The 25,102-nt window shown below is 52.1% G+C and carries 21 protein-coding genes and 2 pseudogenes; 18 read left to right on the forward strand and 5 right to left on the reverse strand.

Annotation, left to right across the window (positions count from 1 at the left end):
- Nucleotides 1–411 precede the first annotated feature (411 nt).
- Nucleotides 412–651, reverse strand: coding sequence for a hypothetical protein (locus tag MIH18_RS00965; RefSeq protein ID WP_249008905.1), 240 nt, complete (start codon nt 649–651; stop codon nt 412–414).
- Nucleotides 652–768: 117 nt separating this feature from the next.
- Between MIH18_RS00965 and MIH18_RS00970 the strand changes: the two genes are divergently transcribed.
- From MIH18_RS00970 to MIH18_RS00980, 4 genes are all read left to right on the forward strand, one after another.
- A complete protein-coding gene (locus MIH18_RS00970; RefSeq protein WP_249008904.1) occupies nt 769–1,728 on the forward strand; it encodes a LysR family transcriptional regulator in 960 nt (319 codons plus the stop codon).
- 435 nt (nt 1,729–2,163) lie between these two features.
- Nucleotides 2,164–2,808: a maturase gene (locus tag MIH18_RS24005; RefSeq protein ID WP_349293802.1), complete on the forward strand. Its 645-nt coding sequence runs from the start codon at nt 2,164–2,166 to the stop codon at nt 2,806–2,808.
- A 123-nt stretch (nt 2,809–2,931) separates the two neighbouring features.
- Complete coding sequence (locus MIH18_RS00975; RefSeq protein WP_249008903.1) at nt 2,932–3,129, forward strand: hypothetical protein; 198 nt, start codon at nt 2,932–2,934, stop codon at nt 3,127–3,129.
- A 110-nt stretch (nt 3,130–3,239) separates the two neighbouring features.
- On the forward strand, nt 3,240–4,607 hold the full coding sequence (locus tag MIH18_RS00980; RefSeq protein WP_249013655.1) for an amidase family protein: 1,368 nt from the start codon (nt 3,240–3,242) through the stop codon (nt 4,605–4,607).
- 61 nt (nt 4,608–4,668) lie between these two features.
- Here MIH18_RS00980 and MIH18_RS00985 read toward each other — a convergent pair whose 3' ends face one another.
- The gene (locus MIH18_RS00985; RefSeq protein WP_249008901.1) at nt 4,669–5,559 is read right to left on the reverse strand and encodes a LysR substrate-binding domain-containing protein; all 891 of its coding nucleotides are present in this window, start codon (nt 5,557–5,559) and stop codon (nt 4,669–4,671) included.
- Nucleotides 5,560–5,698: 139 nt separating this feature from the next.
- Between MIH18_RS00985 and MIH18_RS00990 the strand changes: the two genes are divergently transcribed.
- The 14 genes and pseudogenes from MIH18_RS00990 to MIH18_RS01055 all read left to right on the forward strand — a co-directional run.
- The gene (locus MIH18_RS00990) at nt 5,699–6,895 is read left to right on the forward strand and encodes a CaiB/BaiF CoA-transferase family protein (RefSeq protein WP_249008900.1); all 1,197 of its coding nucleotides are present in this window, start codon (nt 5,699–5,701) and stop codon (nt 6,893–6,895) included.
- Nucleotides 6,896–6,916: 21 nt separating this feature from the next.
- Entirely contained in the window at nt 6,917–7,831 is a 915-nt protein-coding gene (locus MIH18_RS00995; RefSeq protein ID WP_249008899.1) for a hydroxymethylglutaryl-CoA lyase, read from the forward strand.
- A 69-nt stretch (nt 7,832–7,900) separates the two neighbouring features.
- Entirely contained in the window at nt 7,901–9,331 is a 1,431-nt protein-coding gene (locus MIH18_RS01000; RefSeq protein WP_249008898.1) for an aldehyde dehydrogenase family protein, read from the forward strand.
- Between the two features lie 113 nt (nt 9,332–9,444).
- Entirely contained in the window at nt 9,445–11,070 is a 1,626-nt protein-coding gene (locus MIH18_RS01005; protein WP_249008897.1) for a GMC family oxidoreductase N-terminal domain-containing protein, read from the forward strand.
- A 170-nt stretch (nt 11,071–11,240) separates the two neighbouring features.
- Nucleotides 11,241–12,260: a TRAP transporter substrate-binding protein gene (locus tag MIH18_RS01010; RefSeq protein WP_249008896.1), complete on the forward strand. Its 1,020-nt coding sequence runs from the start codon at nt 11,241–11,243 to the stop codon at nt 12,258–12,260.
- Nucleotides 12,261–12,272: 12 nt separating this feature from the next.
- Nucleotides 12,273–12,878 (forward strand): TRAP transporter small permease subunit, encoded by a 606-nt coding sequence (locus MIH18_RS01015; protein WP_249013656.1) that lies wholly within the window; start codon nt 12,273–12,275, stop codon nt 12,876–12,878.
- Entirely contained in the window at nt 12,875–14,215 is a 1,341-nt protein-coding gene (locus MIH18_RS01020; RefSeq protein WP_249008894.1) for a TRAP transporter large permease subunit, read from the forward strand. The genes MIH18_RS01015 and MIH18_RS01020 overlap by 4 nt, the downstream gene beginning before the upstream one ends.
- 42 nt (nt 14,216–14,257) lie before the next feature.
- Complete coding sequence (locus MIH18_RS01025) at nt 14,258–15,022, forward strand: SDR family NAD(P)-dependent oxidoreductase (protein WP_249013657.1); 765 nt, start codon at nt 14,258–14,260, stop codon at nt 15,020–15,022.
- Nucleotides 15,023–15,143: 121 nt separating this feature from the next.
- On the forward strand, nt 15,144–17,327 hold the full coding sequence (locus MIH18_RS01030) for an alpha-ketoacid dehydrogenase subunit alpha/beta (RefSeq protein WP_249008892.1): 2,184 nt from the start codon (nt 15,144–15,146) through the stop codon (nt 17,325–17,327).
- A gap of 18 nt (nt 17,328–17,345) precedes the next feature.
- Complete coding sequence (locus MIH18_RS01035; protein ID WP_249008891.1) at nt 17,346–18,068, forward strand: SDR family NAD(P)-dependent oxidoreductase; 723 nt, start codon at nt 17,346–17,348, stop codon at nt 18,066–18,068.
- Between the two features lie 52 nt (nt 18,069–18,120).
- A complete protein-coding gene (locus MIH18_RS01040) occupies nt 18,121–18,834 on the forward strand; it encodes a GntR family transcriptional regulator (protein ID WP_249008890.1) in 714 nt (237 codons plus the stop codon).
- 103 nt (nt 18,835–18,937) lie between these two features.
- The gene (locus tag MIH18_RS01045) at nt 18,938–20,164 is read left to right on the forward strand and encodes a dihydrolipoamide acetyltransferase family protein (protein WP_249013658.1); all 1,227 of its coding nucleotides are present in this window, start codon (nt 18,938–18,940) and stop codon (nt 20,162–20,164) included.
- Between the two features lie 10 nt (nt 20,165–20,174).
- The gene (gene lpdA, locus MIH18_RS01050; protein ID WP_249008888.1) at nt 20,175–21,578 is read left to right on the forward strand and encodes a dihydrolipoyl dehydrogenase; all 1,404 of its coding nucleotides are present in this window, start codon (nt 20,175–20,177) and stop codon (nt 21,576–21,578) included.
- A 517-nt stretch (nt 21,579–22,095) separates the two neighbouring features.
- A pseudogene (locus MIH18_RS01055) lies at nt 22,096–22,540 on the forward strand (IS21 family transposase); the annotation flags it as partial.
- A 43-nt stretch (nt 22,541–22,583) separates the two neighbouring features.
- Here the strand turns inward: MIH18_RS01055 and MIH18_RS01060 are convergent.
- The 3 genes and pseudogenes from MIH18_RS01060 to MIH18_RS01070 all read right to left on the reverse strand — a co-directional run.
- Nucleotides 22,584–23,024, reverse strand: coding sequence for a MaoC/PaaZ C-terminal domain-containing protein (locus MIH18_RS01060; RefSeq protein ID WP_249008887.1), 441 nt, complete (start codon nt 23,022–23,024; stop codon nt 22,584–22,586).
- 2 nt (nt 23,025–23,026) lie between these two features.
- Complete coding sequence (locus tag MIH18_RS01065; RefSeq protein ID WP_249008886.1) at nt 23,027–24,652, reverse strand: AMP-binding protein; 1,626 nt, start codon at nt 24,650–24,652, stop codon at nt 23,027–23,029.
- Between the two features lie 129 nt (nt 24,653–24,781).
- A pseudogene (locus tag MIH18_RS01070) lies at nt 24,782–24,970 on the reverse strand (IS30 family transposase); the annotation flags it as partial.
- Between the last annotated feature and the right edge of the window lie 132 nt (nt 24,971–25,102).

The raw sequence follows: 25,102 nt of genomic DNA on the forward strand, positions 1-25,102 counted from the left end.
ATGGCTTTTCCCCCGAAACCAGCACAGTTGTCTTTATGGAGTCTGTCAACGCCAGTTTAAAAGTGATCCACGTATCGGCGTTCGCCCGACCAGTTGAAGGTTGAATACTTACAAGTCTGTTTCAGCCATCTGGTTCAAGAGCGCTTGCTGTCACCGGCCAGTCGCCGTGTTTACCTCCACGGCATCCGGTTTCTGTATTTGCAGGTGCTGCGCTATAGCGGGCGTTGTCCCTGCGGCCGATTCCCCGGATCATTTCAAGTGGTAGAAGGGAAAGCCGTGCTTTCAATCCTTTTGGCCGTGTCAAACGTCATTCTGGGCTGGCAGTGGCACGGCCATGCAGATCGATGTTCAAAACGCTCCTACGGCGCAGGCTCTTAGAACGAGGCTGCGCGCACTCGTGCCTACGACTTCTCAACGCCGGCGCAGCAGTTTTTCCAAGCGTCGTATCATCGCCCGGACAACCTCGCGCCGGGCCTGGAGCTGATCCCGCCTCACTTGCTCAAGATCAATACCTCCCACCCCATCCCGGTACCTGAGCGGGATAGTTCCCTCAAGCGAGTCGTCGACACTCCTGTCTGCCACTTCACCGTCTTCCCGGCGAGTAAACGGGTCGCCACCCTGAAAATACCGTACCTCTTCTGAAATCATCATGCCTCTGATCTCCATAACATCGCCCCTGGAAACAGGAGCATTGGTTTTCTCATGGGTTCAGGTACATGCTACTGTTGTTTTAAAATGCAAACTATTCCATAAAAATGAGCACAGACTTTGCAAAAAAAAACAGGTAAGCCGGGCCGAAAGTCCTCTACCGTTACCCATAAAACACGGAGTCTTCTGGCATGGAATGACTTTGAGATCATCCTTGCAATCGGAAACGCAGGTTCTCTATCTGGCGCGTCACGCGCCCTGGGTGTAAGTCACGCGACTATTTTTCGGCGGTTGGGTGATATTGAACAGCGCTTGGGCGTTACGCTCTTTGAGAGGAGCCGTACCGGTTACCGGCCAACTCTTGCAGGGGAAGAACTCGCCGACACGGCCAGAATTATGGATGAGGCCGCCTTGGCAGCCGAACGTAAAGTCGCCGGTCGGGACCTGGAGCCCAGTGGAGAAATCTGGGCGACCACAACGGACTCCCTGTTGATGGGATTGCTGGCGCCTTTGTTCACGCAATTCCGGCATAAATATCCAAGCATCGTGCTGGATGTTGCCATCTCCAACGAGTTGTTCAACCTGACACGCAGGGAAGCGGACGTCGCCATTCGCCCGTCCAACCGTCCCCCTGAAAATCTGATCGGCCGACCGCTGACCACCATTGGCCAGGCCGTCTACGGACACCGAAGCTTTGGTCTGACACCGGGGGCTTCCGTCGAGACGCTTGGCAGCCAACCCTGGATTGGTGCGGGGCCAAGACTAAAGGATTCAGCATTGGATCAGTGGATGGACAATAACGAGCTGAAGGCAGCCTGTGTCTACCGTGTTGATACTCTGGTCAGCATACTCAGCGCTATTCGCTCTGGCATGGGGCTGGCCGTTCTGCCCTGTTATCTGGCGGACGAAAACCCGGACATTATCCAGCTTACAAATCCCATCCCTGAGCTGGAATATGGCTTGTGGTTTCTGATGCACCCGGACCTGCGAGGCGTAGCGAGGATTCATGCCTTGATGGACTTTCTGACAGAAGCTGTCCGGGCACAAAAACAGCGTCTGGCCGGGCCATTATTACGCTAGCCTGTTTCGTTGTTACGAAACCTGAACTGCCCCGGCCCCTAAACTTTCCTTGGCGAAATTGACAAATGCTCTGACCAACGGTGAAATATATCGTGATTGTGGGTATTGCAGATTTACCTGTCCTTGGTATTTTCCAACAACCGACCAATTCGCCAGAATCTGAATCATAACCCCTGTTTCAATTTTATCAGTTACTGAAAAGTCGGGAAATCGTACCCTCAGTGTAATGCAATCGGTGCAGTTCATTCTCTAGACGATGAGTCAACTCATCAAATGTAAGCACGGACATAGTTACTGACTCCTGCGTTAATGGGAGTCTCCATTCTCACCACAGCAGTCAGGTTTTATGCAAAGTCAATCGGACGAGAATACAGCTACCTGCTGCTCTCCAGTGCAATACTTTGCATAACGAGTAGATGTACATAAGGCGCCGTAATTTCGCCGTTGCTGGCGAACATCTATCTCCACTATTGTATGGATCTCTGGATCAACCCTTGGCGCAAGCGGCAGACCCCGGGCGATGTTATCGTCGTGAGGTACGCGGATGACGCGGTACTGGGCTTTCAGAGAAAAGACGATGCGGAGGCGTTCCTGAGTCAGCTGCACCAGAGGTTGGATCGCTTTGGACGCTTTGCCCGGAGGGACTGCGCGACTGCAGGGCTACCAAAGCCTGAGTCGTTCGATTTTCTGGGGTTTACGCACAGCTGCGCAGTCCTGCGTGATAGACGGACGTTCATGTTGCTGCGGCAAACATCTGTGAGCCGCATGCGACGAACGCTGCACAGCGTCAAGGACGGGTTATACCGAAACAGGCATCGGCCGGTTGGCGAGCAGAAACGCGGGTTGGCTGCGGTGATGCGGGGTCACCTGAACGACTTTGCCGTTCCAGGCAATGTCATCAGGGTGAGCCGCTTTTACACGGAACTTGGAAAGCTCTGGATGAAGGCGTTACGGCGCCGCAGCCAGCGCTACCGTCTCGTGTGGGCGCGCTTCGGTCAGTTCTTGCGAGACGCGCTGCCACAACCCAGAGTTGTGCATCCTTGGCCAAACAAACGATTTGACGGTATACACTCAAGATAGGAGCCGTATGCGTTAGTAGCGCACGTACGGCTCTGTGCAGGGGGTGTCGGGTGACCGGCATTCCTACTGCGACCCTTTCAGCGACTGTTTTGAAATCCGGAAGCGTTACGTAAGGTGCGTTCCATGATGGCCAGCCAAGGCGGTTCCCTCGCGGCCGGAATTATTGTCGCGGATAGCCGGATTTGGTTCAATCGCAGATTTGGTGTCGGCAGCAGTGGGCGCCAAACTCAAAGCCAAGGAATTAAAGGGCAGGATTCAGATCGTGATGAATGGGTGTATGGTGTAACCGCCGCTTATCGAAGAGATGAGGTTAGTTCGTAGGTGCTGTAATCAATACGAAACTTCGGCAGCGATGCCCGGGGTTTATATTTGCTACAAAGTGTCGAATGTTCTCTTTATCTCATATGCCCCAGTAGTTGGAGAGACTGTAAATGACCTTGAAACCAGAAACCGCTTTGTCGTTAGGGGCCCAGCTTGCCCAAGGCTCTCTGGACCCGGTGGAGCTGACCGAACGAACACTCATTCAAGCAGGTGAGCACGACAGCATCTTTATCTCACTGACGCCAGAAAGGGCTCGGGCGGAAGCCTTGGCGGCTAGGGAGCGCATCCGCTTAGGGCTGAATCGAAGCGTTCTGGACGGTGTTCCTCTGGCGTGGAAGGATCTATTTGATCTCGCTGGCTCTATAACCACAGCTGGCAGTCGAATCTTTTCCAGCATTCCCGCACAAAGGGACGCATTCGCAGTATACAACGCTGCGGCAGCTGGAATGGTTAGCGTTGGAAAAACCAACATGACCGAATTTGCCTACTCCAGCCTTGGGCTAAATCCGCATTACGGAACGCCATCCTGCATTACGGGGAAAGACGCTCCAAGAGTGCCCGGAGGGTCCAGTTCTGGCTCAGCTATCGCGGTCGCCAAAGGTATCGTCTCAGCAGCTATTGGCACAGACACTGCCGGATCATTGAGGGTGCCCGCCGCATTTAATGGGCTGGTTTCTTATAAGCCTTCGCAATCAAGGCACAACCGCATAGGTGTGGCTCCCCTTGCGCGCTCCCTGGATACTATGGGGGTTATTAGTCATTCACTGGCCGATTGCGTTGCGATTGACGACATTATGAGATGTGGACACATCCAGGACAGGCAGCCCATAAGGCCTGCAGCGAGCTTGTTTGTCATGGACACATCCCTTGCAGATGATCCTTTAATCGAGCCGGCCGTCTGGGAGAATTTGAAGAAGACTGCAGCGCGACTAAGGCAGGCCGGTTGCCGAGTCGAAGAGCGCCCCATCGAGGCGGTTAAAGAGACTTTAGAAACTATTAAGTCACTTGGATGGCTAGGAGCAATCGAAGCCTACGCAGAATTCCGAGAAATTCTGGAAGGCAGCAATGCCAGTGCCTTGGACTCACGCGTTCGCAAGCGCCTTCTGGATGCTCGGGATTTTCCCGCGGATCGGGCTGTTGTACTTTATGCGAAGCGCGCCGAGTTGATACGGAAACTTAGAATGGAGCTTCAGGGTGCGATTCTATTGAGCCCCACGGTCGCCCATTGCGCACCATTACTGGAACCAGTCGAAAAAGATGCTGACGTGTTTGCCAGAGTTAACCTTCAAACCTTGCGACTTCCAATGATTGGCAGCTTTCTTGATATGCCGGCAATCGTTTTTCCCAGCGGACTGGATCCGGAGGGCAACTTCACCAGTATTCAGATTAGTGCACCCTGCGGTGAAGATGAAAAATTACTGTGCACGGCGAACGGAAACAGCGTTGTCTTCATGGCGGAGAAACAACGATTTGAATAAAGAGGTCGGTAACCGGGGCACCGGACGTTACGTTTATCAGTGCGTCATATTTTCCCATGGTCTACAGCTTCTTTGAAAGCTGGCTGACTAACTGCTTTGCGGGTAACGGAAGTTTGTCGTAACTTTGTATGCCTATGACCAGCTTTCTGGCTGCCCAGGAATCCTCTAAAGGGATGCTTTTCAATCCGAGCTCTGAAAGTTCTGTGTGGATAGTCATCAACGGCAGGATGCCGATCCCCATCCCGTAGTGAACCATCCTGCAAATTGCATCAAAGCTTCTGACCTGGATCCGCATTCGAAGATCTTTCCCTGCGAGTGCTGTTTGCTCCTGGAGTAATATCTGTAACGAAGTGTCAGTTTGCAGACCCACAAAGTCCTGGTCGGCTGCCTCCTTGAAAGAGATAGAGCTGCGCTGGGCCAAGCTGTGATCATCAGGGACCACAAGTACGAGTCTGTCACTGCGGTAGGGCATTATCTCCAAACCATCGGGGTCGACGTGACTGGCGAAGATTCCGATGTCGGTGAGGCCATTTCTGACTGCATCGATAACCTCGGTGCTGATCCGCTCTTGCAGGTCAATCTTTATTTGCGGGTAAATTTTTGCGAAGACGCTGAGGTCTTGGGGCAAGAAGGCGATGACTGCCGATGTATTTGCGTGAATCCTGACGTGACCTTTTATGCCTTCGCCGTATTCACTTAAGTCCGCGTGTAATCGTTTGATGGCGTCGAGAATATTAAATGCATGGTGAAGGAGTGCGTGACCTGCTGGGGTGAGTTCGACGCCACGGGATCTGCGGTAAAGTAACTTGCTCCCGATTCTGGCCTCCAAGTCACTGATACGCTTACTAACGGCAGCCAGCGCAATGTGTTCTCGTTCGGCGACGGCGGATAGCTTCCCCTCTTCGTGAATTGCGATAAAGAGCTTTAGCGTAACAAGGTCGATTTGATTCATGTTCATCTCGGGGTTCAGGTGTGAAATTCTACTTTATCAGTGATTTCGCAATCCGCGAACCCAAGATTGCCGTTTCCCTAATTGTCCGATCACCACTTCTTGCCTAGTCTGATTAGAAATAAGATCAAGGGAGTCGAAAATGACCGATGAAAAGCAACGAGTGTTGCCCCTGTCCGGAATCAAGGTTTTGGAAATGGGCCAATTAATCGCCGGGCCATTCGCGACTAAGTTGCTCGGAGAATTTGGCGCCGACGTAATCAAGGTCGAACCTCCCAATACCGGCGATCCGCTTCGAAAATGGCGCATTGTTCAGGACGGAACTTCTCTATGGTGGCATGTTCAATCGCGCAATAAGCGCTCCATTACTTTGGATCTCAAAAGTGAGGCTGGGCAGAGTGTTGCGCGGCAGTTGGCAGCCGAAGCCGACATCGTGGTAGAAAACTTCAGTCCGGGAACGATGGAAAAGTGGGGGCTCGGTTACGAAGAGCTTTCTCGCAATAACTCCGGCCTTATCATGGTTCGAGTTTCAGGGTATGGGCAGACTGGCCCCTACCGGGACAAGCCCGGGTTCGGCGTGATCGGTGAGGCGATGGGAGGTCTACGCTATCTGACGGGCAATCCTGAGGAGCGATCGGTGCGAGTGGGCGTCAGTATTGGCGATTCATTGTCTGCGCTGTATGCCATTATCGGCTCTTTGCTGGCTCTTCAGGAGCGTAGTCGGAGTGGCTTGGGCCAGGTGATCGATGTCGCCCTTTACGAATCCGTGTTTGCGATGATGGAAAGCCTGGTTCCCGAATTTGATGCGACAGGCCATGTGCGGCAGCCTAGTGGCAGTGCGCTGCCCGGTATCACTCCATCCAACGCGTATAAGTGCCTGGACGGCAACTACGTGCTGATTGCGGGCAATGGTGATGCCATCTTCAAGCGACTTATGAATTTGATTGGACGAGTCGATATGGCTGAGAATCCGGCCCTTGAGCATAACGACGGTCGTTCGAAGCACTCCAAAGAAATAGACGAGGCAATCGGCGCCTGGACGGGTGCCAGAGTTCGAAAGGATGTGCTCGGAAAACTCGATGCCGAAAGAGTGCCTGCCGGTTACCCCTACACGGCAGAAGACATTTTGAAAGACCCACACTACCTGGCGCGCGGAATGATTGAAACGATCGCGTTGCCTGGCGGTAGCACGCTGAAAGTACCAGGCGTTTTGCCAAGGCTTAGCGCGACACCTGGCAAGGTTGGTGGAGGGGGGCCGTCGCTTGGCGAGCACACCGCCGAAGTTCTTTCAGAATTAGCCATTGATGACGCTGTTCGGTCACAAATCCTTGGGTCATAAAAGCGATAGTGCGAGGTAAAAATGAGTAGGGTCGAAATTAATGAGGTTGCTCCGCGGGATGGGCTTCAAATCGAAAGCGTGTTTGTCAGCACCGAAGACAAAGTTCGATTGATTAATGCTCTTTCTGTAACAGGGGTCAAGCGAATAGAGGCTAGCTCGTTCACCTCGCCGAAGGCGATTCCTAATTTGCGTGATGCGTCAGAAGTGATCAGCATGATAGACCGCCACGCGGGTGTGCTTATAACAGCCCTTGTGCCCAACGAGAAGGGCTGTGAGCGGGCGCTGCTATGCGGTGTCGACGAGATCAATATGGTGATGTCGGCGAGCCTGTCCCATAGCAAGGTCAATTTAAGGATGACGCCAGAGCAGTCACTCGAGCAGTTGCAGCGCATCGTCAGAATGATCAAGGGTACGGGGGTTTTTTGCAACGCCTCAATATCGACGGTTTTTGGTTGCCCATTTGAAGGATTCTTGCCGGAGAATCAGGTTCTATCCATTATTGAGCGCCTCCTGGATGTCGGCGTGGACGGTATCACGCTTTGCGACACAACCGGTATGGCGAACCCGGCGCAGGTGAAGCATCTGTGTCAGACCATACTTGGCAAATGGCCAGAAGTACCTTTTACCTTGCACTTTCATAATACACGAGGCATGGGGCTAGCGAATGCACTGGCAGCGTGGGAGGCCGGAATTGTTCGTTTCGACGGTGCGTTGGGGGGGGTTGGTGGTTGCCCCTATGCACCGGGAGCGACAGGCAATGTCTGCACAGAGGATTTAGTGCATATGTTCGAGCAAATGGGGGTAAACACCGGAGTCGACCTGGACGCCCTTTTGATGGTGTCAAAGACGCTTCCCGTCATCCTGGAGCATGATGTACCGGGGCAAGTTGTCAAGGCGGGTAAAGCGGACAGGCGTTATGCCATGCCGGATCGATGATCTTTATCCGACAGCACTGTGAAGTAGCGATCCGCTTAACTCATTTAAAGCTTAACTAGAGGTCGGTTCATGAAAACAATCTTGATAAACGGCATTTGGCAGGAATCAGCAGACCAGAGCCGAATCGAAGTCCTGGCGCCTGCTACAGGGCAAAAGTTCACCGAGCTAAGCCGGGGTAAGCAGGAAGATATTGATCTGGCTGTCCGCTCTGCGAGACATGCGTTCGAAAACGACTGGGGAAAATATTCGGCGACCGAGCGTGGTCGCCTTCTGATAAAAATCGGCACAAAGATCATGGAGAATGCTGAGGAGATTGCCAGGGTTGAATCCCAGGATACTGGCAAGCCTTTACATCTGGCTCGGAATGATATCGCAGCGCTGGCGCGCTACTTTGAATTTTACGGTGGCGCTTCAGATAAGCATCATGGCGAGACCATTCCGTACCTGAATGACTACAGCGTTACCGTCGTTCGTGAACCGCTAGGCGTGACTGGGCACATTATCCCATGGAACTACCCTTCGCAGTTATTTGGCAGAACGGCTTGCTCGGCTTTGGCTGCAGGAAATGCCGTTGTCGTCAAACCTTCTGAAGAGGCCTGTCAATCGGTCCTGTTGATTTCCAGGATTGCCAGTGAGGCGGGGCTTCCGAACGGGGCGCTGAATATCGTTACTGGATACGGGGACGAGGCTGGCCATGCGTTGGCCAGTCATCCGGATATTAACCTTCTTACATTCACCGGCTCACCCTGTGTGGGAACGTTGGTGCAGCAAGCAGCTGCGAAAAATCACGTGCGTTGTGTTCTGGAACTGGGTGGCAAGTCGCCGCAGGTCGTTTTTGACGACGCTAATTTGGAAAAAGCGGTGCCTGCGGTTATTTCGGGCTTCATCCAGAATACCGGGCAAACCTGCTCAGCTGGAACACGGCTGCTGGTTCAGGAAAGTATTTACTCGGAAGTGGTTGAAATGGTCGCGGCCGGTGTCAAGAAAATAAGGACCGGCATGCCCGACCGTGACGTTGAGTGCGGACCTATCATCACCAAGGCCCAATTTAAGCGCGTTCAAGACTTCATCGAAAGGATTAAGGCTACCGGTATTAAACTGATTGCCCAAGGAGAGTTGGATACAGTCGAGAAGGGCGGTTTTTTCGTCCCCCCAATGGTTTTTGGCCCAGTGCCGAGTGACCATGAACTGGCCAGGGAGGAGGTCTTTGGGCCGGTTCTGGCGGTGATTCCCTTCAAGGATGAGGCGCATGCGGTGGCGCTTGCAAATGATACCGACTACGGCCTGGTTGCTGGCGTCTGGACCGAAAATGGATCGCGTCAACATCGGATGGCCCGCGCTATTGCAGCCGGACAGGTCTTTATCAATTGCTACGGCGCGGGCGGTGGCGTAGAGCTGCCTTTTGGCGGGGTCAAGAAGAGTGGCTATGGTCGGGAAAAAGGCTTATTGGCGCTGGACGAGTTCACCACGACCAAAACAATAGTCAATCATTATCAATAAGCTTCAGGCACTAAACGTCAGAAGTGATCTCTGGCGTACAACAATAATGGTTAGGGTTAATAGAGGACTTGCTGTTTCGAATCTCCCAGTAACCCGCTTTTCGGTGTTCGATTATGACAAAAAATAAAACAAGAACAGATTTTGACTATATTGTCGTCGGAAGTGGCGCTGCAGGTGCAATCGTTGCCAGTAGGCTTAGTGAAAATTCAGATAATAATGTTTGTTTGCTTGAGGCAGGACAAAGTGACCGCCATCCTTTTATCCATATCCCGGCAGGCTTTATTAAAACAATTTTCAACCCTAAACTCGCGTGGCAGTTTCATACCGAAGGTGACGAAAAAACGAACGACAGGAGCATCCCCATACCCCAAGGGAAAACGCTTGGTGGGTCCACTGCAATCAACGGCCTTGTGTTCAATCGCGGTCAGCAGGAGGATTACGACAGGTGGGCTGATCTAGGCAATACAGACTGGGATTACGAAAGTGTACTGCCTTATTTCAAGCGCATTGAAAAATGCGAGTTTTCCGTTGATCAACGTTACCGAAGTCAGGATGGTGTTGTTCCAATTAGCCGCGTGAGCTGGAAAAACCCGGTCTGCGAAGCTTTTCTGAAGAGCGCGCAGGAGCGTGGGATTCCGCTGAATGAAGATTATAACGGCGCCTCCCAAGCGGGTGTGGGATATTTCCAGCGAACCATTTCCAATGGCTTCAGGGTGAGTACAGCCAGTACTTATTTGAAGCGCGCCAGGTCTCGACCAAACCTCCATATACAGACTCGGTCCCAAGCGACAAGGATCATACTGGATGGAAAGAAGGCTGTAGGCGTCGAGTTTTATAATGCCCGCAAAAAAAAGTATGAGTCTCTATTCGCCAAAAAAGAAGTGATCATCAGTGCGGGTGCGATTAATACACCGAAGCTACTGCAGCTGTCTGGCATCGGTGACCCTGACCTTTTGAAATCCCTGGATATAGCCACACAACACCCGCTGCCAGGCGTGGGTAAGAACTTGATGGACCACTATTCAGTAAGAGTTGCTTACGGTGTTAAAAATAGCTCAACAATTAATGAAGAAGCTCGGGGCTGGCGCTTGGGACGGCAGATTGTCCGTTGGTTGCTGAAACGGCCAAGCGTCCTCAGTTTGAGTCCGTCTCTCGTGCACATTTTCTGGAAATCGGATGACACTCTAGATTCTCCTGATCTACAAGGAGTCTTCACTCCGGCGAGCTACAAAAAAGGTTATGTCGGCGTCCTCGACGACTATCCGGGTATGACCTGTGGATTCTGGCAACACAAACCGCAAAGCCGCGGGGTCGTGAAAATTCGTTCGAAGGATCCTATGGTTGCCCCGATCGTTCAGCCCAATTACTTATCGCACCCGGACGATCTCGAAGTCCTGATAAAAGGTATCAAGTTGGCTCGCTCTATAGTGGCAGCCTCGGGATTGGATCACTATCGCCAGGAAGAAACGTTTCCCGGTGCCAGCGTGCGAAGCGATGAAGAGCTCAGGGATTTTGCTCGAGAGTACGGAGTGTCTTCCTACCACCTGAATGGCACCGCCAAAATGGGCCCGGCAACGGATCCGGATGCCGTTGTAGATCATCAGCTCAAAGTACATGGAATAAGGGGGCTACGCATTGTCGATTCGTCGATTATGCCCGAGATTACTTCTTCCAATATTTGTGCTCCCTCGATGATGATAGGTGAGAAAGGTGCTGACATGATAATGAACGGCCAGTAAGCCGAACGAAGCTGTAAAACGTTGCCGAACAAAAATTTTGTGATCACATATATATAATTTGATAAGGAGTGAGGGTGAGTCTAATGTAAAGGTAATGACGTGCCCGTGAGGTGTATGTCAGTTCAGAAAAGGCACAAAAACAACAAGTAACTTACTGAAGAGAATCCAAAATGAAGAAGTTATTCACTACTGCTGCACTTGCTTTGGCTGTCGCTTCACCTGTGATGGCTGCAACTGTCGATGTTGCCAGCACATTCCCCAAGGACATGCTGTACTTAGGTGATTCCTTAAAAGAATTTGCAAAGTCTGTCGAGGCCATAACCGACGGTGAGATCACCTTCAAAATTCATGGTGCTGGAGAGTTAGTCCCGGCTCTCGAAGTGTTCTCTGCAGTTAGTCAGGGGGCGGTAGACGCGGGCTTTGACTGGAGTGGCTACTGGGGTGGAAGAGTTCCGATTTCAAACCTTGCCGGGGCTATGCCCTTCGGACCCGATCCCGTCGTGCTTGCTGACTGGGTGTGGGAAGGCGGCGGCCGTGAAATCATTCAGAGTGAATACGACAAGCACAATATTAAGTTCCTACCATGCGTCATTGTGCCTTCGGAGCCGGCTGGTTGGTTTCGTAAAGAAATCAACTCTCCTGAAGACTTCAAGGGGCTGAAATTCCGCATCGGTGGTCTTGGTGGTCGTGTTGTAGCCAAGCTCGGTGCCAGCCCTCAGCTGATTCCTGGCGGAGAAGTATATGTAGCACTCGATCGTGGGCGTATAGATGCCGCCGAGTTCTCGCTGCCCGCTATTGATAAAACCCTTCAATTAAACAAAACAGCCCCTTATTACTACTTCCCCGGCTGGCACCAGCCCTCCAGTATCAACTCGGTCTTGATCAACATGAATCGTTGGAACAAGTTCTCTGAAACCGAGCAGGGCCAACTGATGGAGGCCTGTCGGTCGACCGCATTCTGGTCGCTTACCAATGGCGTTCAGGAACAGGCAGAGACCCTTGAGCAGTTGGAGGCCGAGGGCACTGAGATTCGTCGTTTCCCGGATAGCGTAATTGATGCGCTGCGGAAGGCGACTGAGGAAGTGATTGCCGAGGAGTCCAAGAAAGACAAGGCGTTTCGCGAAGCGAATGAGTCACTCCAGGTTCACGTTGAGCGTGCTCGTCGCTGGAATGAACTGCAGGCTAGATAAGAGGGAATCCTAATGGCTAAGAATCCTTTCGCCACTCGGGCAATATCTGCTGGCGACATGTGTCAAAGTGTCTTCGCGGTTCTGGGACGCTACTCTGCAGGGCTGGTATTGGTCATCATTGCGGTGGTTCTGCTCTCTGTCGTCGGTTCCTCCTTTGGATGGAGTGACCTCGGGTCTTGGGAGACCAGTCTGCCGTTGTTCGGGAATCACCTGAACATGGTGAGCATTGCAGAGTTGCAGTGGCATCTGTTTGCCTTGCTCGTGATGGTGTCTGGATCTTATGTCCTTCAACAAGATCGGCACATACGCGTGGATTTATTGTCCGCGCGTATGTCGCCGAAAGGTCGTGTCACAGTGGATCTGGTGGGCGACCTTCTATTCTTGCTGCCGTTTTTCGGGTGTCTGGCTTGGTTTTCTTTTGGTTATGTTGAGAATTCATTCTTGATGGGTGAGCAGTCCAATAGCGGTGGCCTGATAGACCGTTACCTGGTGAAAGCCACCATGCCTCTGGGTGCCTTTTTGTTACTCGGGTGTGGGTTGGGACGAATTTTAAAAAACATAGGCATTCTATTTCAGACGGATGAATGCGCTAGCAACAAAGCGAGGATGCCGTCGTGATTTATCTTCTACCCTCTCTGATGCTTTTAATGTTGATGATGGGAATACTCTCCGGGTATCCGGTCGCCCTTCTGCTGGGTGGCCTGGCTATTGTCTTCACGTTCGTCGGAGACCTTCCCCTCGCAGGCTTTGGTCTGATTGTTAGTCGAATTTATGGGGGCGTGTTGTCCAACTGGATTCTGGCGGCGATTCCCTTATTTGTTTTCATGGGAATCATGCTGGACAAGTCTGATATTGCCAAGAAAATCCTCCAGGAACTGGAGGCGTTGTTCGCCGGAAAGTCGGGCGGACTGGCATTGTCTGTCATTGTGATTGGAATCGTAATGGCGGCGAGCACCGGTATTGTTGGCGCTTCAGTTGTGCTGATGGGGACGTTGGCGTTGCCGGTAATGCTCAAGCAGGGCTATGACAAGTCTTTGGCGATGGGGACGATTCTTGGATCCGGCACCCTCGGTATTCTGATACCTCCGAGTATTATGCTGGTTGTATTTGGTGACATATTGCAGGTTTCCATTGGTGGATTGTTTGCCGCAGCGCTGATTCCCGGCGCGATGCTCGGGCTCTTGTATGCTCTGTATGTGATCATAACGGCGATTGTTTCACCGGAAAAAGCGCCTGCCAGACGAGGCGAAGAGACCGCTGGCTTAGTGCCATTGCTCCTGAGGCTTGCCACGAACCTTGTTATTCCCGCTTTGTTGATCACCAGTGTGTTGGGGTCGATCATCACCGGAGTTGCAACACCGACCGAAGGAGCTGCGATCGGCGCTGCCGGGGCTCTATTGCTCACCCTGCTGTCGGGAAAGCTGTCATGGTCGGTACTCAGCGGTGCGTGCAAGGAGACGACTCTGACGACGGGTATGATCCTCTTCCTCTCAATAGGCGCGACTGCCTACGGCGTAGTGTTTAGCCGCTTGGGGGGTAGCGATATGATCTATGCGTTGGTGGGCCTACTGGGGGGTGAGCCCTATGTGATTCTCATGGGAGCCATGCTGTTGATCTTCGTGCTTGGGTTCTTTCTCGAGTGGATCGAGATCAGTTTCCTAGTGCTGCCATTGTTAGCGCCAGTTATTGGACAGCTTGACTTCGCGCCGGCAATAGACTCCAGCCATGATGTACTCATCTGGTTCGCAGTGTTAGTTGCAGTCAACCTGCAGACGTCATTCTTGACGCCTCCCTTCGGTTACGCGTTGTTCTATTTGAAAGGTATTGCTCCGAAAGGAATTTCTACTGTTGATATATACCGCAGCGTGAAGCCGTTCGTTCTCATTCAGCTGGCCGGTCTCGTTCTGATCATTTTGTTTCCTGCTATTGCGCTTTGGCTCCCGGGCATACTTTGACTCCAGGTGGAAAGCCGTCAAGTAATTTAAAAGAGGTTGGATGTGAAACTATTTAACATGAGCGGGCGAGTTGCATTAATAACCGGAGCAGGGCGAGGAATCGGTGCGGCAATTGCGGAAGGCTTGGTGGATGCAGGCGCGAGCGTGGTGCTGGCCGACCTTAAAGTCGAGCACTGCGAAGAGGTTGCTGAGCAATTGCGCGCCAAGGGAGGCGCGGTCAGCGTGGTCGCCGTGGATGTCAGGCATCGAGATGCATGCAACGCCGCAGTGGAATCGGCAGTCAGCGCGTTCGGCAGGCTGGACGTTCTGATTAACTGCGCAGGCATAAATACTCGCAAAAAACTCGAGGATTATTCGGAAGAGCTCTGGGACGACATATTGGACACCAACCTGAAAGGGACGTTTCTCATGTGTCAGGCGGCCTTTCTCGCCCTGAAGGCCGCTGGCGGCGGCAAGATCATCAATGTTGGTTCTATTTTGTCATTGGTCGCTAATGAGGTGACCGGGCCATATGCTGCGAGCAAAGGCGGAATCCTGCAGATCACAAGGGCATTAGCGTGCTCTTGGGCGGAGCACAACATCACAGCGAATGTCATTCTGCCAGGGTGGATTGATACCCCGCTGTCTCGCCAGGCGCGCATTGATATACCAGGCCACACTGAACGCGTTGTGGCTACTACGCCGCTCCGGCGCTGGGGAGAACCCGCAGATTTGGCCGGTGCTGCGCTGTTCTTTGCCAGCTCGGCGTCCGATTTCGTTACTGGGGCGAGTCTCGTGGTTGACGGTGGGGTTACGGCACACGTGTAGCAACTAGGGGAAGCTGTGGTCTGGTGGTTCGGCTCGTAATAGTGAACGTATGCCGCAGCGACAGACTGACTTCAGATACGTGCGACCTGCGGGGATGGTTACGCCAGGCGCGATGGAGAAGATGATGAAAATCAAGAATATTAGCATTGATACGCCGATGTTGGAGATGGAACTGGAATCTGGCGACTGGTCGGGGTTCAGCGCCGATAACGCCAAGCGCATGGCAACACTTTTTTTGTCTGCGCGCCGCTTCGAAGAAAGCATTCTGAAGCTCGACAAGCTCAGTTTGGTTCATGGGCCCGCGCATTCCAGTATCGGCCAAGAGGGTGGCGCTGCTGGTTGTCTCGCGGCTTTGCCACGGCAGACTATGATCAACGGTACTCATAGAGCACATCACCAGTGTGTTGCCAAAGCTGTTCATGCGAGGTACCCGGATGACTTTGATCCCGCTACCGCTGATGCGCTGCCTGCTGAAATGAGCGCAGAGATCTCGCAGATGATGGCAGAGATCCTCGGGCTAAGTACAGGCTGGACTGGTGGACGCGGTGGCTCCATGCACCTGCGCCGAGAAGAGGTCGGCATCATGGGGACGAATGCTATCGTTGCGGGAGGACTGCCGCTCGCGTGCGGGCACGCGTTTGCGGAAAAGGTTCGCGGTGGAGATTCCGTGATGGTGTCCTTCTTCGGTGATGGTGCAATACACCAGGGAGCGGCCCAGGAGGCGATGGCTCTCGCTGCTTTGTACCAGTTGCCGCTGATCTTTTTCCTGGAGAATAACCGTTACGCTGTCTCCACCAGTGTGGAACAGTCGTGTCACCAGACTGACCTTTTGACGCGGCCTTTCGCGCATGGAATTCCGTCTATGCGGGTAGACGGCATGAATCCGTTGGCCGTGTGGCATGCAACGAAGTGGGCTCATAAGTGTGTGCGTGAGCAAGGCGGTCCTGCATTCATTCAAGCCGATGTTTATCGGTATTTTCATCAAAGCTCGGCTATCCCCGGAAGCGCCTTCGGTTATCGTTCCAAAGAAGAGGAAGAAATTTGGCGCGCGCGCGACCCTTATGATTTTCTCAGAACTGAATTCGCAAACCGTGAGTTGCTCTCCCATGATGACTTCGATGCGATCGACTTGATCGTGAGTAAGGCTGTAAACGCAGCTTACGATCACTGCATCGAAGGCAAAGGATCAGCAAGCCGCATTCGAGCGGAGCTTTGGCCCGATCCCCACACGGTAGACCATGAATTGACTGGCGACTTGGCGGAATTTCAGGACGTTAGTTTTTCAGAAGTGACGGATTTCGCTGCCGAAGAACTTCAAGAGATGACCCTTATTCAGGCGATGTCTCAGGTTGTCGGCGCGCGCATGCGGGAAGATGACAGCATTTATGTATTTGGGGAAGATGTTGCGAATATGGGTGGCGGTACGGTCGGAGCTACGAAAGGCCTTCCTGCGGAGTTTCCCGATCGCATAATAAATACGCCGATTACTGAGAACGGCTTCTGCGGACTGGCTGCAGGAGCAGCAGTGTCCGGGCTGAAACCTATCGTTGAGCTGATGTACAGTGACTTTATCCTCGTCGCAGGCGATCAACTTTTGAATCAAGCCGGTAAAATGCGTCACTTGTTCGGAGGAAGACTGTCGGTGCCTTTGGTGCTGCGCAGTCGGGTGCCGGGGCTCGAAGGATACGGGTCGCAGCATTCGATGGATCCTGCCGGCTTGTTTGCTCTATTTCCGGGTTGGCGGATACTGGCACCTTCGAATCCTTACGACTATGTCGGATTGATGAATTCGGCCCTGCGCTGCCAAGACCCTGTCTTGATTATCGAGGCTCAGGAGTTGCACAAGAAAAGTGCCCTGGTGCCGAAAAGCCTGGATTACTACATCCCCATTGGCAGAGCGCACAAGGTGGCGGAAGGCGACCAGATTACCCTTCTCGCCACGCTCACGATGGTCGAAATGTGTCAAAAAATAGCCACGAAAATGGGTGTGCGGGCGGACATTATTGACCTTCGCACCCTCTCCCTCCGCGATATCGACTACGACACAATTGGCGACTCCGTGCGTAAGACTGGCAAGGTAGCCATTGTTGAGCAAACTACTCGAGGGGCCAGTATCGGTGCGCACATCGCCGATGAAATCCAACGAAAATTCTTCGACTATCTGGATCAGCCAGTCAAGCGCGTGACTGGTCGCTGGAGTCCTCCCACGGTTTCCAAGGTGCTGGAAGAGGCTGCATTGGCGAATGGGCACGACGTCGAGGCTGGAATTAGTGACTTGCTGGCGGACAGTGGGCTGTCAGCGTAATCATCAAGGAAGAAGTTTATGCCGTTTTCACTTCAAAACAAAAAAGTTCTGATTACCGGTGCAGCTGGCGGGATCGGCGCCGAGACCGCTCGCGTCTGCGCCGAGTTGGGCGCATCACTCGTGTTGGCTGACATCGTCGAACCGGTGGCACTTGCCGAGGAACTCAGAAGAGCTGGAGCAACCGTTGTAACTTACGCCTTCGACGTTGCGGATCGTGTCGCTACAGAACGAGTTGTAGCAGACATAGGTGAGCTCGATGCAGTCGTGGCCAATGCCGGATTCTGCCCATGGGACGATTGGGAAGACGAGAGCTGGGACGAGGTGTTCGGGCGAGTCATCGACATTAATCTGCTCGGTGTCATCCATCTGGTCCGTGCGTGCTTGCCACGAATGTGCGAACGCGGTGCCGGCAATATAGTGCTGGTCAGCTCAGTGGCTGGGCGAATGGGCGGGCTCAAGGCTAGCCCACATTACGTGGCGGCGAAAGGGGGTATTATGGCGATGACCAAGTGGTTGGCGCGTAAAGCTGCCCCTCATGGTGTCGTGGTAAATTCAGTGGCGCCGGGAGCGACCGCCACCGGTATGACAGCGAGCCAGGCTCTGGATTGTTCCAGAATCCCATTACAGCGCTTGGCGGAACCAAGAGAGATAGCGCTTCCTATCAGTTTTCTGTGTTCAGACGCTGCGAGCTACATCTGTGGCACGACATTAGATGTTAATGGCGGTGTTCATATGAGTTGAATAGCTGAGAGTGGGGACTTTTTTTGGAACTGTTGAACTGGAACGACACAGGGTGCAGAACGCGATTGCTATGGATAACGGAGTTGAAGTGGGCCTCAGTCTGTATAAGCGTACAACCTTGGCGGATCAGGTTTATACAGATCTAAAGCGGTTACTACTATCGGGCGCAGTCGCGCCCGGTGAGAAAATTACGCTGCGAGGGTTGTCGGAGATCATGGGGATCAGTCCTATGCCGATTAGGGATGCAGTGCGAAGGCTCGTTACCGAACACGCACTAGAGATGTTGCCCAATCGCACTGTTCGAGTTTCAAAGCCCTCGGTGGAGCAGTTTCGGGAGATCGTTGAAATCCGTTGCCATCTGGAAGGGCTGGCTGCGAAAAAGGCTACCGAGAAGATGGGTGCAGCGGCGCTGAAACGCATCGTCAAAGCCGCTGATCGTTTTGACGACGTGGCCAAGCCGGAGACTGCGAACATGCTGGATATGGTCGAGGCTAACCGACTACTGCATTTCAGTTTATATGAGCAGTCCCAGATGCCGCTGTTGATGTCGATGATTGAAGGTTTGTGGGTGCAGGTTGCCCCCGTATTTGCTCTCAGCATGAGCACGCAGTTGCGTGAAATCGGCAATATGGAAGCGTTTGATCATCACCGTGACCTGGTCAAAGCTCTGCGGCAACGTGATGGCCTGCAGGCGAGGCAGGCGATCGAAGACGATATTAGAGATGCAGCTACATATATTGAGCGCTCTGGTGCACTCGGTACTTAAAAGCATTGTACCAATAGACCACATGATCGTCGTACCGTTTGATGATCGCGGCTTGCTGTGAATCGTCGGTCGCTATGCGCAAGTTGGTAAAGGAGATGAACTGATGGCAATTGAGATAAAAATGCCGGCACCGACGCCCGGAATGACGGAAGGCGCGTTGATACGATGGCTCAAGCACGAGGGAGATAGTGTTGAGTCTGGCGATGTAATCGTCGAGGTTGAAACCAATAAAGCTACGCTGGAAGTTGAAGTCTTTGACGAAGGTATCCTCAGTAAAATACTGGTGCCGGCAGGCAGTGAGCAGGTGCCTGTGGGTACCGTTATCGCCATTTTGACCGAGCATGGAGAAGAACTGGCGGCTGAGCCTGCTACCGAAATATCTGCGCCAGAAGAAACGCTGGTGACAGCCGCAGGCTTCGGAAACAGCATGCCCCGGCCACACGAAGACCGGGTGTTCGCAAGCCCATTGGCGCGGCGCTTGGCTTGTCAATATGACCTTGATATTGCATCCCTTCCCGGGAGTGGCCCACGAGGCAGGGTGGTCCGTGTTGACGTCGAAAGCGCTCGTGATTCAAGGGCGTTAGCCAAGGTGGAAGAGCCGGTCGATAGCGGCGTGTTTTCGCAGCAGAATGATCAGCAAGTCGAATACATATCGAATAACAGTATGAGGCGCACCATTGCTGCAAGGCTTTCCGAGTCGAAGCGTGAGATCCCGCACTTTTACTTGACGCTGGACTGCGACGTCTCCGGTCTTTTGATCCTGCGCGCCCAACTCAATGTCAAGGGAGCAAAAGCATCGCCGACTTATAAATTGTCAGTCAACGACATTGTTGTTTGTGCAGTGGCAAGAGCACTGCGCACAGTTCCCGAAGTTAATGCCAGTTGGACGGATGCGGCTATTAAACGCTACCTCAGCGTCGACGTCAGCGTCGCTGTTGCCACTGAGGGAGGTTTGATTACGCCGGTTATTCGTGAGGCGGATCGCAAAGGCTTGGCGGAGATCGCTAGTGAAGTGCGGGAACTTGCGGAGAAGGCGCGCACAGGGTCCCTTAAGCCAGCAGAGTATCAGGGAGGCGGCTTCACCATCTCAAACCTGGGGATGTATGGCATCCGGGAATTCTCAGCGATCATCAATCCGCCACAGGCTGCCATCCTTGCAGTCGGCAGTATCGAGAAGCGCCCAGTCGTTCGCGATAATGAGTTAGCAGTCGGCGAGCTCATGACTCTGACCTTGTCCGTTGACCACAGAGTGGTCGACGGAGCCGTTGCTGCGCGTTTTCTTGCGGTACTGCGTGGACTCTTGGAAGACCCGGTAACGATGCTGGTGTAGGAAATCTGCTATGAAGACAAATAAGTACGAACTTTTGATCATCGGTGCTGGCCCGGGAGGCTATGTCGCCGCCATACGGGCTGCCCAGCTGGGGTTGCGCGTAGCGGTCGTTGAGCGGGCAGAGCTGGGAGGTGTATGTCTTAACTGGGGCTGCATTCCCACCAAGACGCTACTACGGTCCGCCGAGATTCTACGCATAGCACGGGAGGGGGCGGCGTATGGCTTGGTGCTAGATGCCCCGCCACGCTTTGACTTGAGTGTTGCGGTCGCGCGCTCGCGCGCAGTCGCTGATCAGCTCAATCAGGGCATTGGCGCGCTCCTCAAGAAGCACAAGGTGACTGTAATCAAAGGCCATGCACGACTGCTAGGTGGCAGTGCAGTGGAAGTTGAAGACGGCAACGGCCAGTCTGACCGCTTGCAGGCCGAACACATTATTATTGCTACAGGCGCGAGTGCTCGTGAATTGCCCGGTTTTGAGTTCGATCGAGACCGAATATGGACTGCACGCGAGGCGATGACGCCGACAATAGTGCCAAAGACGCTGGCTGTAATTGGAGCAGGAGCTATCGGTGTCGAGTTCGCCAGTTTCTTTTCGGCTGTCGGTAGCCGGGTCACCGTGTTTGAAAGTGCAAATTGTATTTTGCCCCACGAGGATGCGGAGATATCTGCGGCACTCGCCGGCAGCCTTAAGCGTCAGGGGCTGGATCTGCGCACTGAAGTACGCTTGGTGGATGCCCGCAATACTGCGGATGGCGTCTCCATACGTTACCACGAGAAGGGCGTTGAGCAGGAGTTGACAGTTGAGCGCGTCATTGTCGCTGTAGGCATTGTTGGTAACACAGAAAACCTCGGTCTCGAGAACACTAGTGCGAAAGTGGATAAGGGGCATTTGATCGTGGATCAATGGTCCCGTACTGAGGAGCCGGGCCTCTATGCCATTGGCGATGTTGCTGGCCCCCCGTGGCTTGCTCATAAAGCGTCCCATGAGGCGATTGCTTGTGTCGATCACATTGCCGGCTTGGCGGAGGCGCATCCACTGGACCCCGCCTCGGTTCCCAGCTGCACATACAGCCATCCGCAGGTAGCAAGCATCGGCTTGACGGAAGAGCAGGCACGGGAGAAGGGGCACGCATTGGCCGTCGGCCGGTTTCCGTTACTAGGCAATGGTAAGGCGTTGACCCTGGGTGACAACGAAGGGCTCGTCAAGACGGTTTTCAATGAGAGTACTGGAGAGTTTCTGGGAGCTCATATGATTGGGCCAGACGTCACCGAACTGATTGGTGCTTACGCCATCGCGCGGACATTGGAAACCACCGAGCGGGAACTGATGCGAACGGTGTTTCCTCACCCTACGTTAAGTGAGAGTCTGCACGAGTCCGTGTTGGCTGCCTTTAATCGCGGGTTGCACGTCTGAACCTTCCATATCGGCCAATCGAGGTTTACTAAAACTATATTGAATCAAGTGGTTCGCAGCTTGAAAAATATAGCTGGTTAGCCTCTGGCCGAAAATGACTCTTGATCCTCGTTCGCAATCTACTCAACTCCATCAGAAAGACGCAAGAGCTAGGCTTATGTCTACGTAAGCGCCAATCGATTATAGGGGTAAGAATAAGCGTGCAAGAATCATAAAAGATTGAAGCTGTCGGACGATCTGTCAAGCGTGACGTTGATTAGCAAATTCTGGGATTTACTGAAGCACCGTGGTCTTGATATGCATTTGGAGAAAATGGTGCATATTTCGGACCATCATGAACACCGATTCCGGACCAACGTGAACAGCCATTACGGCTGAAGATGAATACTTTTGGTGATTTACCGAATCGGTATTCACCATGTCAGATTCGGTGTTCACGTTCAGCCGGAATCCTTCTTAACGCATTGCTATGTCAAACGTTTGCTACTCTGATTTCCCTTTTTTGGGGATCAGGGCCATGCCAGCTACGAGAATGGCAATGCGCAAAATCAGAGAAGTACTTCGTCTGCGGCTGGAAGCGGGGCTCTCGATCCGGCAGATCAGCGCCAGCACCAAGACCAGTGTCGGAGCCATCCAGAAGCTCTTGTCTCGGGCCGATGCCTTAGAGATCCTCTGGCCATTGCCAGACGATCTGGACGATGGCCGCCTGGCGGCCATGTTCTATCCCGGCTCCGATCTCACCTCATCTTCACGCTATTAGATGCCTGACTGGACGACGGTTTACCAGGAACTCAAGCGCAAAGACGTCACCAAGCAGTTGCTGTGGGAGGAGTACACCGCCCGGTACCTCAACCGGTGTTACAGCTACTCTTACAGTACTGCGTCGCTACCCCCACTGGCTGAAGCAGCAAAAGCGCTCCATGCGCCAGGCCCATAAGGCCGGCGAGAAACGCTTCATTGACCCACCGCCCCCTCCCAGAGAAAAAATTTAATTGCACACTCATTTTATTTTCTATTAGTGAGCATTATTTTACCGTTTCCAGTAGCTACAAGTTCAGATTTTTGGTTAAAACACTCGCCCTTTAATACGGCTATTCCACCATTAATCTTTGGCTTAGCCAAAAGCTCACTAATTGTCCATTTTACAGTCAAAGTATCTTCCGCAAAAACGGGTGCTAAAAATTGGCAGTTATGCTCTAGGTAAGCGACTGCTGAGCCATAAAAATACATACCAATGCAAGCGGACATATAGGCACCTGTCATCGGCCCATGTAAGATTCGTTTCCCAAACCGAGTTTTAGCACAAAACTCCGCATCACTGTGCAAAGGGTTAAAATCACCAAACATTCCGCAAGCTTGACTTATATGCGCATCAGTAATCGTAAGACTTTGACCAAACGTGCCATTTTCACTCAATTCATCAAATGCCTTGCCAACAAAATCCATAACTAATCCCCTAATTGCTGAGTTTCAAGTTCTCGCAGAGTTCTGCGAACTACTTTTCCTGTCGTCGTCATCGGCATCTCTTCAATAAATTGAATTTCTCGCGGGTATTCATGGGCAGATAATCGGATCTGAACATGCCGCTGTAATTCTTTGAGCAACTCCGTACTCTCACCATAATCGTCCTGTAATACGATATAAGCCTTTACAATCTCACCGCGTACTGGGTCTTTTTTACCAATTACGGCAACCAGCTTGACTGCTGGATGCTTAAGCAAACAGTCTTCAATCGGTGCTGGCCCTATTCGATAACCACCACTCGTAATTATATCGTCATCCCGACCAATGAAGTAAATATAACCATCCTCATCCATTCGTCCATTATCACCAGTAATTAACCACTGCTCTATATATTTTTCTACTGTGGCTGTTGAGTTCTCCCAATAACACAGCATTTGAGAGGGGTTGGGGCTAGCTACTGCAATATTGCCTGGCTCACCTATAGGAACCGGATTGCCATCGTTATCCACAATAGCTACTTCAAAACCAGGTACGGCCTTACCTATAGCGCCAACTTTTTGTATCCCTTTACTGGCACAAGAAGATAGCACCAAATTGCACTCAGTTTGTCCATAGATTTCATTCATCCGTACCCCGAGTACTTTTTCCCCCCATTCCAGTAACTCAGCACCTAGTGGCTCTCCACCACTAGCAACTGAACGTAACTGCAACTGCCAATTTTCAGGACTTTTCACATTGCGTAATAACTTAAGCGCAGTTGGTGGAAAAAACACATTGCGAATTTTTAAATCTTGTAATAGCTGGAAGACGTCGTCAGCACAAAACTTCTCAGCTCGGTAGGCAACTACCGGCACACCAAAGTATAGTGATGGCAATAATACATCTAACAAACCACCAATCCATGCCCAATCGGCTGGCGTCCACATCCGGTCGTTTTCTCGCGGAAACATATCATGAGACACTTGAACCCCTGGCAGGTGACCTAACAGAACTCGTTGAGAATGCAATGCTCCTTTGGGGTGACCTGTCGTTCCTGAGGTATAAATAATGATTGCTGGATCTTCCATCCGGGTCTCGTAATTAGTGAATTCGCAACTCTGTGCTGCTAACTCATTTTGATATGACAGAGCACCTGATTGACCTTTACTAAATCCAACGACATAACAGCTGGTTAAACTCTGACAGTTCTCCGTTAGGGAAGTAATTTTTTCAAAGCCCTCAATATCAGTGATCAGACTACACATACCACTATTGCGGACACGGTGCTCAATAGCATCAAACCCGAAGAGCTTGAATAAAGGTACTGCGATGGCTCCCAGCTTATAAATGGCCATGTGCGTGCTTGCTGACTCAATACCTTGGGGCAACATAATTCCCACCCGGTCACCAAATCCAACGCCTTGCTCTTGAAAACTATTGGCCAAACGATTTGCCTGCTCTTGTAAATAACTAAAGCTGTACTCAACCACACTGCCGTCATGATTTTTCTGAATTATAGCAGTTTTTTCACACGTATCTTTCACCCAGCGATCACAACACACCTCTGCAATATTAAAAAAACCTTTTGAATTCTTCCATTGATAAATATTTTCAACTTGTATTGTCAGCATAATCGTATCTCTGTAGTTAATTTTTATATGTAGTAAGTGAGCGGTCGGCACAATACGATAATAGTCACCAATGGCGATGCTATGAATCAGCCCTGTTATCCCAATTTTGAAGGGGGCGTATTCAGTTGGTCAAAGCAACACTTCGGTTAGCCTATCGGTTGGACTGTGAAAGGCCAACGTTTTTCTGGGCCGGTTGTTTAGCTTTTCCGCCACCTAATTCAGGTCATGCTGAGAATCTCTTGATAGGCAACTGCCTTTTGGGAGGTACTGTCTCAAGAGGCCATTGGTATTTTCATTCGCTCCGCGTTGCCATGGATTGGGTGCTGCCCCACTTCCAGAGTCGAGCTGAATAGTTACTGCAGATTTACCTGTCCTTGGTATTTTCCAACAACCGACCAATCCGCCAGAATCTGAATCATAACCCCTGTTTCAATTTCATCAGTTACTGAA

The organism is Marinobacter sp. M3C (genome assembly GCF_023311895.1).
Taxonomy (GTDB): domain Bacteria; phylum Pseudomonadota; class Gammaproteobacteria; order Pseudomonadales; family Oleiphilaceae; genus Marinobacter.